Source organism: Phyllobacterium brassicacearum (assembly GCF_003010955.1).
In the GTDB taxonomy this organism is placed as follows: Bacteria; Pseudomonadota; Alphaproteobacteria; order Rhizobiales; family Rhizobiaceae; genus Phyllobacterium; species Phyllobacterium brassicacearum.
This window is the reverse complement of sequence record NZ_PGGO01000011.1, coordinates 130,721-142,714: the sequence shown is the minus strand read 5'-3', so window position 1 is coordinate 142,714 and position 11,994 is coordinate 130,721. Positions and strand designations below refer to the sequence as shown.

Annotated in this window: 16 protein-coding genes and 2 tRNA genes; 6 read left to right on the top strand and 12 right to left on the bottom strand. The window is 56.9% G+C overall.

From position 1 onward, the window contains the following. Positions 1 to 22: 22 nt before the first annotated feature. Positions 23 to 559 carry a GFA family protein gene (locus CU102_RS15985; protein ID WP_106712092.1) on the bottom strand — a complete coding sequence of 179 codons (537 nt, stop codon included), beginning with the start codon at positions 557 to 559 and terminating at the stop codon, positions 23 to 25. Continuing rightward, complete coding sequence (locus CU102_RS15980; protein WP_106712091.1) at positions 556 to 1,194, bottom strand: TetR/AcrR family transcriptional regulator; 639 nt, start codon at positions 1,192 to 1,194, stop codon at positions 556 to 558. The genes CU102_RS15985 and CU102_RS15980 overlap by 4 nt, the downstream gene beginning before the upstream one ends. Before the next feature lie 284 nt (positions 1,195 to 1,478). On the opposite strand from CU102_RS15980, the gene CU102_RS15975 reads away from it, so the two are divergent. Further along, positions 1,479 to 1,964, top strand: a complete 486-nt coding sequence (locus tag CU102_RS15975) for a hypothetical protein (RefSeq protein ID WP_106712090.1) — start codon at positions 1,479 to 1,481, stop codon at positions 1,962 to 1,964. Positions 1,965 to 3,121: 1,157 nt separating this feature from the next. On the opposite strand, the gene CU102_RS15965 is transcribed toward CU102_RS15975, so the two are convergent. The 3 genes from CU102_RS15965 to CU102_RS15955 form a co-directional block, all read right to left on the bottom strand. Further along, a complete protein-coding gene (locus CU102_RS15965) occupies positions 3,122 to 4,108 on the bottom strand; it encodes an MlaD family protein (RefSeq protein ID WP_106712088.1) in 987 nt (328 codons plus the stop codon). 205 nt (positions 4,109 to 4,313) lie between these two features. Then, positions 4,314 to 4,886 carry an NADPH-dependent FMN reductase gene (locus CU102_RS15960; protein ID WP_106712087.1) on the bottom strand — a complete coding sequence of 191 codons (573 nt, stop codon included), beginning with the start codon at positions 4,884 to 4,886 and terminating at the stop codon, positions 4,314 to 4,316. Positions 4,887 to 4,934: 48 nt separating this feature from the next. Continuing rightward, on the bottom strand, positions 4,935 to 5,600 hold the full coding sequence (locus tag CU102_RS15955; protein WP_106712142.1) for a nitroreductase: 666 nt from the start codon (positions 5,598 to 5,600) through the stop codon (positions 4,935 to 4,937). A 403-nt stretch (positions 5,601 to 6,003) separates the two neighbouring features. Between CU102_RS15955 and CU102_RS15950 the strand changes: the two genes are divergently transcribed. Beyond that, positions 6,004 to 6,639, top strand: coding sequence for a LysE family translocator (locus CU102_RS15950; RefSeq protein WP_106712086.1), 636 nt, complete (start codon positions 6,004 to 6,006; stop codon positions 6,637 to 6,639). Between the two features lie 78 nt (positions 6,640 to 6,717). Here the strand turns inward: CU102_RS15950 and CU102_RS15945 are convergent, their stop codons facing one another. Next, positions 6,718 to 7,035, bottom strand: coding sequence for a PepSY domain-containing protein (locus tag CU102_RS15945; protein ID WP_106712085.1), 318 nt, complete (start codon positions 7,033 to 7,035; stop codon positions 6,718 to 6,720). A gap of 179 nt (positions 7,036 to 7,214) precedes the next feature. Here CU102_RS15945 and CU102_RS15940 point away from each other — a divergent pair, with 179 nt between their 5' ends. Next, on the top strand, positions 7,215 to 7,520 hold the full coding sequence (locus tag CU102_RS15940) for an antibiotic biosynthesis monooxygenase family protein (RefSeq protein WP_106712084.1): 306 nt from the start codon (positions 7,215 to 7,217) through the stop codon (positions 7,518 to 7,520). A 534-nt stretch (positions 7,521 to 8,054) separates the two neighbouring features. On the opposite strand, the gene CU102_RS31015 is transcribed toward CU102_RS15940, so the two are convergent. Further along, positions 8,055 to 8,339 carry an MgtC/SapB family protein gene (locus CU102_RS31015; RefSeq protein WP_342588771.1) on the bottom strand — a complete coding sequence of 95 codons (285 nt, stop codon included), beginning with the start codon at positions 8,337 to 8,339 and terminating at the stop codon, positions 8,055 to 8,057. Then, on the bottom strand, positions 8,321 to 8,470 hold the full coding sequence (locus CU102_RS31010) for an MgtC/SapB family protein (RefSeq protein WP_342588773.1): 150 nt from the start codon (positions 8,468 to 8,470) through the stop codon (positions 8,321 to 8,323). The genes CU102_RS31015 and CU102_RS31010 overlap by 19 nt, the downstream gene beginning before the upstream one ends. 275 nt (positions 8,471 to 8,745) lie before the next feature. On the opposite strand from CU102_RS31010, the gene CU102_RS15925 reads away from it, so the two are divergent. Beyond that, on the top strand, positions 8,746 to 8,952 hold the full coding sequence (locus CU102_RS15925; RefSeq protein ID WP_133624561.1) for a hypothetical protein: 207 nt from the start codon (positions 8,746 to 8,748) through the stop codon (positions 8,950 to 8,952). 73 nt (positions 8,953 to 9,025) lie between these two features. Here the strand turns inward: CU102_RS15925 and CU102_RS15920 are convergent. From CU102_RS15920 to CU102_RS15910, 3 genes are all read right to left on the bottom strand, one after another. Continuing rightward, positions 9,026 to 9,102 (bottom strand) — tRNA-Arg (locus CU102_RS15920). Positions 9,103 to 9,158: 56 nt separating this feature from the next. Continuing rightward, entirely contained in the window at positions 9,159 to 9,464 is a 306-nt protein-coding gene (locus CU102_RS15915; protein WP_106712082.1) for an ETC complex I subunit, read from the bottom strand. Between the two features lie 137 nt (positions 9,465 to 9,601). Beyond that, positions 9,602 to 9,678: transfer RNA gene (locus CU102_RS15910), tRNA-Pro, on the bottom strand. A gap of 416 nt (positions 9,679 to 10,094) precedes the next feature. Between CU102_RS15910 and CU102_RS15905 the strand changes: the two genes are divergently transcribed. Continuing rightward, the gene (locus CU102_RS15905; protein ID WP_106712081.1) at positions 10,095 to 11,015 is read left to right on the top strand and encodes an MBL fold metallo-hydrolase; all 921 of its coding nucleotides are present in this window, start codon (positions 10,095 to 10,097) and stop codon (positions 11,013 to 11,015) included. 263 nt (positions 11,016 to 11,278) lie between these two features. Here CU102_RS15905 and CU102_RS15900 read toward each other — a convergent pair whose 3' ends face one another. Further along, positions 11,279 to 11,629, bottom strand: coding sequence for a HigA family addiction module antitoxin (locus CU102_RS15900; protein ID WP_106712080.1), 351 nt, complete (start codon positions 11,627 to 11,629; stop codon positions 11,279 to 11,281). A 168-nt stretch (positions 11,630 to 11,797) separates the two neighbouring features. On the opposite strand from CU102_RS15900, the gene CU102_RS15895 reads away from it, so the two are divergent. Then, positions 11,798 to 11,992, top strand: a complete 195-nt coding sequence (locus tag CU102_RS15895) for a hypothetical protein (protein WP_106712079.1) — start codon at positions 11,798 to 11,800, stop codon at positions 11,990 to 11,992. Positions 11,993 to 11,994: the final 2 nt, after the last annotated feature.

Here is an 11,994-nt window from a genome sequence, read left to right as displayed (position 1 = left end):
AAAAATCGAGGGTTAGATCTCGTCAGGCATCGACCTTCCCGGCCACTTCAATCTTTGGATTCCGGAATCCCATGGCGATCCATGCCCCCAGGAGCTTTGCGTAGAAGGACACCGTATGGCTTTTCAAGTTGGGGATGTCATTCGGCAGTCTGGATGCATCAGGCAGGTCGCCAGCCATGGTTCGCATCTCGGCCTTCGGCCGCGCTCCGTCCGGCCAGAGGTGCAGATAGAGACTGAGCCAGTGCGCGCCCTTCATTTCCAGGAACACCGGCGTATTGCAGCACGTGGCGACGACACGGCGGGAGCCCGCATCCGCGTTGAGCCGGAACTCACGCAGATACTCGGCGCCGGACAGGATACGGACTCTATCCTTGCGATATTCTGCACAAGGCGTCGCGCCATAGGATGTGAGGACGTTCTTCGCGCCAGGTAACGTTGCGAGACGATCTGCAGCGGTCCGGCAGCTGTCGCACAGGCACTCGGACACAACGATCGGGGCTCCCTGCACCTCCAGGGATGTTCGCCCGCAAGCGCATCTGATATTTGTGGTTCTGCTCATGCTATGTCCTCCTCCTCTGTGACGTGAAACAGGTACCGGATGTACCGGTTCAGATGGTCGAGGCTTTCCCGCGCAAGCTCGGGATCATTCCCTGCCTTCGCCAGGACGAATCCACCCTGGATGACGGCTTGGGTGTGTCGCGCCAGGCTCTCCGCAGTCCAATCGTCCGTGATGCCGCGGTCCTGTCGTGCCGCCTCGATGTCGCCTTCCAGCGTAGCCGTATGCCCGAAGATGCTGCGGCCACACGCATCGCGAATGTCAGGGAAGCTTGCGTAGACCTCCTGCGCCATCGTTCCGACCAGACAGGTAAACTCGGCGAGCTCGCCCATGATGATCGCCTTGCGGAAAGCGACATAGGCGAGAACGCGCTCCAAAGGATCGGCCGGATCGTGATACGGCGCGGCCTCGAAGAAGCCGGTCGTCGTCGCGGCCCAGAACTCGGCAGCGGCGACGCCCAAAGCGTCCTTGCTCGCGAAGTGATGGAAAAATGCTCCCTTGGTGACGTCGGCCGCCCTGCAGAGGTCATCGACGGTTGTGGCGGCGAAGCCTTTGGTGCGGACGATATCCCGCGCCGCCTCAAGGAGCCGGGTTCGTGCGCTGCCGCGTTCGGGTGACTGTTTGGTAGGTCTCGACATATCGAATACATACCATACAGTTGGTATGTGTCAACGGACTGTTTCAGCAAGACTATTATGCTTGCCAGATCTCCATGCAGTACGGGCCAACAGGTTGCCGCCTGAACGCCACGTCTTCCATGGGTAACGACGTCCTGTGCGAGACAATCGGTTGCGTTTTATTGACCTTCACACTCATATTTGTCGAACAGTGGCGAGGATTTACAATTTTCACCAAACAATGTTTCGTTTTACCGGGCTGATTCCAAGCTTCATTGGGATCGAGAGCTAATAGGGGTACGATCATGATCTTCGGTATGACACCTTTTACTGCGTTCCATGTAATCTTGAGCCTTATCGGCATCGTTTCGGGTCTGATTGTTCTGGCGGGGTTACTGGCCGCGGACAGAAAAGCCGGCTGGACAATTATCTTCCTGATAACAACCATCGGAACGAGCGTGACCGGTTTTCTGTTTCCCTATGCCGGTTTCACGCCGGCTATCGGCGTCGGTATCATTTCGATGATCTTCCTCATCGCAGCTGTTGTCGCGCTCTATGTCTATCGTCTCGCCGGCGCCTGGCGCTGGATCTATGTGGTCAGCGCGGTCGTATCGCTCTATCTCAATGCCTTCGTGCTCGTTGTACAGGCGTTCCAAAAGATACCGGCTCTCAATGCGCTCGCGCCGACGGGCTCGGAGCCGCCATTCGCCATCGTCGAGGGTACCGTCCTGGTGCTGTTCATGATTGCCGGCTTTCTTTCCTTGCGGCGTTTTCATCCGCTTCCGGCCTGACAAATTTTGACTCAAAACGGCGCTGCTGTATGGAGCGCCGTTGCATTTCACGGCACGTTGACCCGGACGGCAGCCAATTCGGCTGGGAACGAATGAGTTCTTGTTGAATAAGTAAAAAATCAGCGTATTTTAGCGCTTTGGTGGCTTTCAACCGGTAATTTGTTCTTCTCGAGGGAGTGACAAACAAAATGGAAGAGGTGACGCTGCATACACCCCACAATGCAAGCTGCGCATCGCCGCAAATATTACAAAAAGTACGCTCGGAAATGCCCAAGAAGACAACCAGTCCGAATAAGCTTTCGGATATTCTGAGGCGCGCCAAAGGCGGATTTACGCATCGAAGGTTCAAGGAGCATGCAAAGTAGCCGGCAACAGAGCCGGTAAGGCAACGCGAATATTTGCTGCCGCATCGAATGGATGCCTTTGTTCAGTGCGCCTCTGGTTGAATGAAAAGCGAGGTTACGCCTATGCGTGATCTGGATATTCTTCTTGCCCTCATTGTGATAGCATTGCTCGTCTACCAGGCGAGACCATCGCATTGAAAGCAGCCTGCCAGGCGCGCTAACCATAATCCTCCCCTTTGGTCGAGCGACGCCTCGATATAATGTATTCATGTTGCGATAAGCGAGCAGCATAGCTCGAATTGTTGAGTTGTTTTAGGTATATCCCTGTGGCCTGATAAGACCTGAGCCGCATTGTTTACTCGGCTTGAAGTCCTCTTGACCACTGTTTTCATTGGCAGATGCGGGAGGCACCAATGGAGGAGGATGACAAGAAGGAGAAAGAGGATTACGCGCCGTACCTCACATCGATATGGGGCTATCTCATACTCTTCCTGATCATCATACCAATTGTCCTGTACTTAGGCCGTCAGTTCGGAAGGTGAGTTGTTGTGTCCAGCGTTATGAAAAAGAGGGCGAAGAACCCCGTCGCAGTTCCATTTCCGCTATCGAATGATGAAGGTTCATTCGCATTCGAAAACGAATTCAGACCGTACTTGTATTGGCCGCCGGCAATCGTCATGGTTACGCTGGCCGTTACAAGCTACCTGATCGGAATGTATTTCGCATCCTGACGACGGCGATCTCCAAGGTTCGCAGGAATTGCCGCGCAAGCAGGTCCGCTGTGACGCGCACCTGCGAGTCATCCAAGCGACCTCAGCGGCCTCCGTCATATTCCTGAACTTTGCTCTCATCGCCGAAAATGAGCTTTTGCGGATCATCCTTAATTGCGGAAACGCCGCGCTCGATGCCTTGTACCGTGCGGCGGCTTTGCGACACGAACCTCTGGACATCGCGCAGTTTGGGGCCGGTCATATTGGCCAGATCATTCGTGATAGAGACCAGCCGCGCATTCAGGTCTTTCGCCTGTTGCTGATACGATTGCAGTTTACCGCGCATTGCGCTGACGGTGCTGTCCTTGTCATCGGAAAGCTGCTTGTCGACATTGGCCAGCGTATCATCCACATTCACTGACGCTGTTTTCACACGCGAGATGACGTCACGCGCATCCGCCATGATCTCTTCGAGGCTTTGTGCCTGCTCGCCGTACTTGCTGATCAATTCCGTGCTGTCGGCGAGCCCATCGGTAAAGGTCTTGGCTTGTTTGATGCTTTCGATGAACGGCCCCCTCGTCTCCGCCAGGTACTTTTCCGTGGCAGCGGTCGCCTTGTCGACGCGCTCAATCCAGTCCTGCGCGGTCTGGACGAGCGTCTTCAACGAGGATGGGTCAATATCCACGCGTGCGACCGTATCTTCCTTTTCGGCTTCCTCCAGCAGTTTCGGCTCGTAGGCCTTGCCGCCCGTTAATTCTATGCGCGCCTGCCCCGCAAGCAGTTCGAATGCCAATGTTGCCACAGTCGAACGTGTGATGGGGGTGGTCGAGTCGATCTCGGTCTGGACGATGACAGCATCGGGATTCGTTGAATCGACGAACAGGCGGCGTACCTCGCCCACCTTCAACCCGTTGAAGAAAACCGGACTGTTTGCTGCCAGACCAGTGACCGACCCTGGCACCCGGATCTCGAGTGTCGCCGTCTCGCGGGTGTCTCCATAACGCCCAATCCAGTAAAAGAAACCGAACGCCAAAAGACACACGACCAGACAGAAAACCGCTACGAGAAGATAATTGGCCTTGGTTTCCATCGAATTTCCGGCGCGACTCCGCGAGTGGGATCAACAATCCCTTCATTACTCCCTTAGGTCGCGGCAAATCAACGGAATTAGGGAGCAAAAACCACCAGATCTGAAATCCTGTATGACGTAGCCTGTGTCGACCAAGATCGCAGGAGAAGGTTCATGGTTCGTCCAAGGTACCATACAGTTTAGAGATGTTCTTGTCGTGATGCCTCTAGGCGTCTTTCGGCAGCACTGAGCGAACCCTTGCGATGAAGACATGGAAGTCCTGCATGAAAGTGCGAAGGAAATCGGCGGTGGTGTCCTTCGTGACCTCGCCGTCATCGGTGATCAGCCCCGGTGTGAACTGGATGTAGGCTTCCGGGGCATTCATCTGGGGAGAGTTGCAGAAACTAAGCACGCTGCGCAAATTCTGCTGTGCGACTGCTGTGCCTATCGCGCCCGGTGACGTGCCGATCACCGCTGACGGCTTGCGCGTGAACGAGTTGGTGCCGTAGGGGCGGCTCGCCCAGTCGATTGCGTTTTTCAGCCCACCGGGGATGGATCGATTGTATTCAGGCGTGACGAACAGCACGGCGTCGACGGCCGCGATTGCCGCCTTGAATGCCTTGCCAGCGGGAGGGTAGTCGGCGTCATAGTCGTAACTGTAGAGCGGCAGGTCCTTGAAGGATATCTCCGACATCTCAAGTTCCGGCGGTGCTAACCGCACCAACGCCTTGGCGAGCTTGCGATTGATCGAGTCCTTGGCGAGGCTGCCGATGAAATAGCCTACTTTATGTGTGGTCATGGCGTTCTCCAATATAGAAGGGGTCTCTTGTCCTTTGAGCGCAAGCAACTAATCGCCGACGAACGTGACCGTCTCGTCGAGCGGGGCGCGGCCTGTACGGGCCGAACTTACCGCGGGGTCCTCGTACCCGATCGACATGCCGCAGAAGAGGATGAGTCCGTCCGGGGGTGACAGGACCTCAGCGACCGTCTCGCGAACTTGCGACCACGCCATCTGCGTGCAACTGTGCAGCCCTTCGGCGCGGAGCAGCAGCATGATGGTCTGCAGATACATGCCGACATCGGCCCATTGGGGCCGGCCCAGGTCGCGGTCGATGTAGCAGAACAGGGCGGCGGGCGCGCCGAAACAGTTCCAGTTGGCGATGGCTGCCCGCTGCCGCGCCTCCCAGTCCTCGCGCGCAATGCCGAGCGCACTGTAGCGCTCCTTGCCGAAGGCGGATCGGCGCTCCGCGTACGGGGACTTCAGCACGGGTGGGTACATCTTGTACTGCCGCTTGTCCCAAGGGTCGCCGTGGGCCACGCGCTCGACGGCGTTCGTCTTGAGCTCGGCCAGCGGTGCGCCAGTCAGCACGTAGGTGTTCCACGGCTGGATGTTCGATCCGGACGGCGACCAAGCTGCGGCGGACAACACGCGCTCAAGCACCTCCCTCGACACAGGCTCGTCCTTGAATCCGCGCACCGCCCGTCGACTTGTGACTGCCTCATATACGTCCATGATCGCCTCCATGCCGCCGGCCGTTCATTTCGGTCTACCTGGGTGTGAGGTATTGTCCGTACTCATGGTCGTCTCCTCCTGACTGTTCCTTTTCGATGTGGTTCATTATCTCCATTCGCAATGGAGACGTAATCACACCGTGGTCTAGGAGGCGTACAACCAACGTATATCAGAGATCGATGCATCCGGGGGGCATGTGTGCGAAGCGCCCCTTTACGGCCTCAGTTTGGCGCTTACGAGCCACCGCACGGAATCAACGCTGCATCGGACGACACGCAAGTTGCTGGGACAGATAAGCGAGTGTGATGAAGGCTTTGACTCGGTGGACGAAACCGGAGAATGGTAGCTTGTCCGGCAAACCAACGCCGCGGGTGCGGCACGCCATCTGACCTCGGAGCAAGTCATGACCCATCTGACCATTCTGGCATTTGCACTTGTATCATTCATCGGCATTGCGACCCCTGGCCCAACAGTGCTCCTCGCACTCACAAACGGCTCGAAGTTTGGCATCCGGACAGCCAGCTACGGCATGGCGGGTGCGGTTCTGTCCGACTTCGTGCTCATCGGCGCCGTGGCACTGGGGCTTGGCGCCCTTCTCGCGGCGTCAGAATTCTGGTTCTCGGTGGTCAAATGGATTGGCGTCGGCTATCTGACGTTTCTCGGAATCATGCTGTTGCGGTCCAAAGGCACGCTCGATGTCGTGCATACCGACGTCAGCATCAGCACGCTGCCCTCCGCTCGCCTGGTTTTCCTGAAGAGTTTTTTTGTCGCTATCACCAACCCCAAGGGGTATCTGTTTTTTTCGGCGTTTCTGCCGCAGTTCGTCGTGCCGGAATTGCCACAGTTTCCACAATATCTGGCGCTCGCCGTGACGTTCGCGCTGATCGATCTCGCCGTCATGTTCGGCTACGCCATTCTAGGTTCGCGCGCGGTGCGCCTGTTGAAGAAGCAAGGGGCGCTCTGGCTGGATCGCCTTTGCGGTGGTGCCTTGCTGGCGCTTGCAGGTTCGCTTGCGTTCTACCGGCGTGCAAGTACCTGAGATGTGAGCGACTTCGCCCGGGTTTTCACACCGGGGTCCGCCGCTTCAAACGGCGGAACCATTGATTGGCATGGAAGATCAATCGACAGAGATGACCTCACCTGTCCGGCGATCGATGTCGACGCGAATTTCGTCGCCGCGGCGGTCGATACCTTCAACGACATACCGTGACCGTGTGCGTCTTACGTCGTCCACGTCCCGCACACCTTCGGCTCTCGCGATGCGGACAGCCTGGCGTTCGCCAATTTCATAGTACCGGCGCTCGACGCGTTCCGGAGCGGCTTCACGCAGACGGACACCATCCGGACCAATTACGATCGATTGTGCGAAACTTTGCGGCACAGCCGCGGCGGTCATCAGAACCGCAGCTCCTACAATTACCAATCTCTTCAACATAACATTCTCCTTAGATCAAAATCATACGCAAAATACCCCACGCTCCTGAAACCAACGTTTGATCCCCGATAGCGTTCCCTCCCCTGCATGGGATACAAACATATCCAAAAAGTGGCAAACTCGCGCACGCATGATTTCAGCCGGAAATGCAAATCCATATTCAAGGGAGGAATATCGAGATGGGTCATCCGACAAAGGCAAAAATAGCGCGCACCTGGCGAGGACGAACGCTTCCCGGCGTGGCGGATGAATATGAAGCGTACAATTACGACGCCGGCATCAAGCCCTTGATCGAGAAGGCGCTCGGCGTCCAGACGTTTCGGGAGGACCGCGCGAACGACACCGAGTTCATGACAATTTCCTACTGGGAAAGCATCGAGGCGATGACACGGTTCGCCGGGGACGATCCAAGGCGCATCCATCATCTCGAGCGCGACAAGGACTATCGAGGCCGTGAACTCATGAATAGGGTCGAAATGGTATGAGGCTTTTCGTTCGGATACGAGGAACAAAGGCGAAGGAAATGTTTATCCATTTTCGAGCCTTTGCGGCACAGTAGCCGGGCGAAAAGGCCATATCCTGCGGACGCCGAAACGGCTGCAAGCTGCAGTGTCGAGCTGCTCGGGCGGGGGAAAAACCCCGACCTTCGCAGCTCTCCTCGCATCATTTTGCCGTTTCAGCGCCATTGTCGATCCTATTCATGAGTTTACGGCCTAATAGAGCTTCCCTCGGAGGTGCAAATCCTCAAGCTTCGCACAAGTCACGGCCAAACGACCTGAGCTACAAGCCTTTCGCTGCGCGTTTGTCAGTCGTGGATGCGCGGGCGCATTATGCCGAGGGCGATGACTGCGCCGAGGACGATGGGAAGTATTATAACCACGAGAAACCACAGGAATTCAGACATTACGCGTCTCCTTGAATTTCTTGGCAGCGCCATCCGGCCTATAATAGCAGGTTCTTGCGATTATCAGAAATTGCTCGGGCGAAGCCAGGTGGCAGGCAGCCCGCACCGCGTAACCTTATTCTGCCGCCTTCTCGTCGATGCGTTTCCCGCCACCCCGCCGTTCGGCGCCAAAACCGATTTCAAGCCGGCGGACGATGATCAGCACCACCACGGCCATGAGGCAAGCAGGAACGGCGATCCACCAGAATCCAAAGCCGCAGGCCAGACCGACGGAGGCTGCAAGCCATAATGCAGCGCCGGTCGTGATTCCCCTCACCTCGCCGCGCGAGACAATGATGAAGCCCGCGACCAGGAAAGCTACACCGCTCGTTGCAGCCTCGATCAGCCGCAATGGATCCATCCTGACGCTTTCCCGCTGAAACATCGGGACGGCAACGGCCTCAAGGCGACGATTGCGAAGGTCGCGGAGGCCATGCAGACCATCTTGTGGGTTTTCAATCCTGCCGGCTGTTTCCGCCACTCCCGTTCCATCCCAAGGACGGTCGCAAGCAGCAGGCGGAACAAGACAGCTGAAACAGGCAATGTTGTCTGAGGAGCCAGAAGCTCGAGAAAATTTTCCATCCTGGACACGGTTCGTTGCACAGATATGCATAGGAAACCGCTGAAGGGTCGGAATGTTCCGCAAGCGCAGGGCGGGCAGCGGACCCGTACCACTCTAAGTGATTAGGTTTCGATTGATTGTGGCGGTCCCCTATCGAACGTAAATTTAGACCATCGGGTAAAAAACAAAAAAGATGGTGGGAGCCATGAAAAGCACTCGAGATTATTACGACTTCGAACCGCAACGGTCCCGCTCGGTTATGGTGAAGCTTTGCGATTACGGCGTCGCTATCATGTTGCTATCGGGCGTGGTTTATTCGACGTACCTCGACATCGAGGGCAGATTCAAGCCGGCCGAGACCAGGCTCTTAACCGCCAAGCAAACCGTCGCTGCCCAATCGACAATTGAATGACGTTTGAGCTTTCGATGAACAACCGGCACCGCCACTCCATCGGGCGGTTTCTCTGGATCATGAACTGAAAAGGTGGCGATCCCGACTGGATTCGAACCAGTGACCGTCGGCTTAGAAGGCCGGTGCTCTATCCAGCTGAGCTACGGGACCAATTGTAGTTCCGGCGGAATCAATCCTCGCCAGAAAATTGCAAAATTTCGTAAAAATCAATGCGTCCAGGGCTGTTTGCGGTCGAAACGGAAGTTTTCCGAATAGGTGACCACCCGGCGGCGCGTCTCCTTGGGTTCCTGCACCGTATAGGCGATGCCGTTTTTCTCCGCATAGGCGATGGCCCCTTCCTTCGTCTCGAAGGTCAGGCGGATCTGGCTCTTCATGTCGCGCGACGACGTGTAGCCCATCAACGGTTCAACCTTGCGCGGCTGTTCCGGCTCGAAATCGAGCGTCCAGGTGTCGGACTTGGCCTTGCCGGACTGCATTGCGGTTTTTGCCGGGCGGTAGATGCGAGCTGCCATGATGAAAATCCCTTGTCTGCAATGCCGATATATTACAGGCTTTTGACGAACTCTAGAGCAATTCCAGGAAAAGTGCGAAGCGGTCTTCCGTCCGGGATTGCGCAAGAACAATCTTTTTTTGGCAGCTTTGCTTGAAGTGGTCGGAGCGGCAGGATTCGAACCTGCGACCCTCTGGTCCCAAACCAGATGCGCTACCAGGCTGCGCTACGCTCCGTTCCAACTTGAACGCTGTTGTCCCTAGAGATTTCGATTCAAGAACGCAAGAGCCGAAAAGTTGAAAAAGGCACAAAATACATGAAAAGGCATACATAGGCTTCGTAAGGCACCAAAAGTCCTACGAAATTTCCCACCGAACTCGCGGCCAGTTCGTGGCGACGGCTCATCGAATCCATGTGCGGCCTAGAGCAAGTCCCGCCTGGTGGTCGATGAGCTCCAGGCAGCACTCGGATGTTTCAATCAGGGGTGGCTTTCGCCGTGCCCACATTCATTCCGATTATTCGACACCCCAACCTGAATCACAGAACCTATACCGCGGTATGGCTCGCCCTGTCCTTGACCCCAATTGTCCGCAAACACACCTCGACGTAGCATCGCGGTCAGCAGGAGACAGACAAACAACAGGAGACAGTCATGAGCCTAGAACACACCTCACACCCCGCCGTTGCTCCCGCCCCCGACGAGCTGGTTCCGTCGCGCTACGCGCTGCGGATCGGCGAGATTGACGTAATGGTGGTCAGCGATGGGGTGCTGACGCTGCCGGGCAAGATGTTGGGCCACAACGCCGATCAGGCTGTGCGGGAGGCCTGGCTGGACTACAATTTCCTCCCGACCGACACGCTCGATTGGGGGTTGAACGTGGTCGTGGTGCGTAGCGGCGGCAAGACCATCCTCATCGACGCCGGGCTGGGTGACGACCCGAACCTTAACTTGCCGAAGGCTGGGCAACTGGCCCATCGACTAAAGGCCGCCGGTATCGATCTTTCGTCCGTGACCGACGTGGTGCTCACCCACATGCACATGGACCATATTGGCATGCTGCTCGTCGACGGGGTGAAGGAGCAGCTGCGTCCTGACCTGAGAATCCACGTGGCGGACGCCGAGGTCAAGTTCTGGACACACCCCGATTTCACCCACGTCTCGATGCCGCAGGGTTTCCCGGACGCGCTACGGGCGGCCGCAAAGCGGTTCGCGGAAGATTACCGCAGCAATCTGCGGACGTTCGAGGAGGAGTACGAAGTTGCGCCGGGGGTGGTCGTCACCCGCACGGGCGGCCACACCCCCGGGCACAGCGTGGTGCGCCTTGCGTCCGGCGACGACCGGCTGATGTTCGCCGGCGACGCCGTGTTCGCGGTCGGGTTCGAGCACCCCGACTGGTTCAACGGCTTTGAACACGACCCCGAGGAGGCGGCCCGCGTCCGGGTCCGTCTTTTGCGGGAGCTGGCGGCAAGCGGCGAGCTGCTGGTGGCCACTCACCTGCCGTTCCCATCCATCGGCCATGTGGCGGTCGAAGGCGACGCCTTTCGTTGGGTGCCAATCTTCTGGGACTACTGATCGCTTGTTGGGTCAGGCCGTACTAAGGTCGTGTCTACAGGTTTAACCAGCGGGATGCGACAGTGCTGCTGCCGCACCACACCGCCTGACGATCAAATTGGTGGACGGAGTCCAGTCCAATCGAGAAAATATGAGGTGACCAAAACTTCGCCGCACGCCGCGGCGCCTGGGTTGTCTATGTTCAGGCCGATTACGGTGAGCTGGGGTGCGCGAGGCGGTCCTTCGTTTCGACATAGCGGTCACCGGGTTGTCCGCGACTGGAACTATGCGTGGCACTGATGACGGCCGTCAACTGCGGTCAATCGTTCTGCTGGGGCCTGGAATGTGACCTGATGCCGTTGCCATCTTGCTTGCAGCACAAACCAGAGCTCCGGCATGATGCCGAGCGATTGTTCAAAGCGCAGGGCGATAGCGTGGGTAATCGGGCGCCGACCAGCAATGATGGCGTCAATCGTCGCTGCAGGCACTTCTGCCGACCGCGCAAACTCCTCCACTGACAGTCCATGTGCTTCGATACATTCAAGCAAATGCTGACCCGGGTGAGTTGCCCAATGCGGCGTCCATCGATTTGCTGGTGTGTTCATTGTGCGGTGCCATTCAGATTTTTTATCCATGAACGAATCATAACCTGACCGCGTGTCAGCCGAATGAAAAAACCGTGACGCGAAAGCGGCAGTGCCTCATTTCCGCCGCAAGATATATTTGCGGCAACCGTTGATTATGACAAATATATTACGGATAGGTGACGCCACCTGACACTACCGAACGCGATCGGATTCGCCATGCGCATTAGAGAACTACACGAAATCAGATACGAAGAAGAGACCGGAAACCTCAAGCTTTCTGGTCTTAACCCCTTCAAGGAAGCCAAGAGCGTCAACATAACCATCGACAATTCCGAAGAATTCCTCAACGCCATCAAGACCGCGTTGGCCGACACGGAAGGCAAGACCATCAAGATCGGCAAGGCCAGATAACC

Coding starts and splice junctions, on each gene's coding strand:
- CU102_RS15985 (WP_106712092.1), bottom strand. CDS start 559: ATGAGCAGAACCACAAATATCAGATGCGCTTGCGGGCGAACATCCCTG.
- CU102_RS15980 (WP_106712091.1), bottom strand. CDS start 1,194: ATGTCGAGACCTACCAAACAGTCACCCGAACGCGGCAGCGCACGAACC.
- CU102_RS15975 (WP_106712090.1), top strand. CDS start 1,479: ATGATCTTCGGTATGACACCTTTTACTGCGTTCCATGTAATCTTGAGC.
- CU102_RS15965 (WP_106712088.1), bottom strand. CDS start 4,108: ATGGAAACCAAGGCCAATTATCTTCTCGTAGCGGTTTTCTGTCTGGTC.
- CU102_RS15960 (WP_106712087.1), bottom strand. CDS start 4,886: ATGACCACACATAAAGTAGGCTATTTCATCGGCAGCCTCGCCAAGGAC.
- CU102_RS15955 (WP_106712142.1), bottom strand. CDS start 5,600: ATGGACGTATATGAGGCAGTCACAAGTCGACGGGCGGTGCGCGGATTC.
- CU102_RS15950 (WP_106712086.1), top strand. CDS start 6,004: ATGACCCATCTGACCATTCTGGCATTTGCACTTGTATCATTCATCGGC.
- CU102_RS15945 (WP_106712085.1), bottom strand. CDS start 7,035: ATGTTGAAGAGATTGGTAATTGTAGGAGCTGCGGTTCTGATGACCGCC.
- CU102_RS15940 (WP_106712084.1), top strand. CDS start 7,215: ATGGGTCATCCGACAAAGGCAAAAATAGCGCGCACCTGGCGAGGACGA.
- CU102_RS31015 (WP_342588771.1), bottom strand. CDS start 8,339: ATGGATCCATTGCGGCTGATCGAGGCTGCAACGAGCGGTGTAGCTTTC.
- CU102_RS31010 (WP_342588773.1), bottom strand. CDS start 8,470: ATGGAACGGGAGTGGCGGAAACAGCCGGCAGGATTGAAAACCCACAAG.
- CU102_RS15925 (WP_133624561.1), top strand. CDS start 8,746: ATGAAAAGCACTCGAGATTATTACGACTTCGAACCGCAACGGTCCCGC.
- CU102_RS15915 (WP_106712082.1), bottom strand. CDS start 9,464: ATGGCAGCTCGCATCTACCGCCCGGCAAAAACCGCAATGCAGTCCGGC.
- CU102_RS15905 (WP_106712081.1), top strand. CDS start 10,095: ATGAGCCTAGAACACACCTCACACCCCGCCGTTGCTCCCGCCCCCGAC.
- CU102_RS15900 (WP_106712080.1), bottom strand. CDS start 11,629: ATGGATAAAAAATCTGAATGGCACCGCACAATGAACACACCAGCAAAT.
- CU102_RS15895 (WP_106712079.1), top strand. CDS start 11,798: ATGCGCATTAGAGAACTACACGAAATCAGATACGAAGAAGAGACCGGA.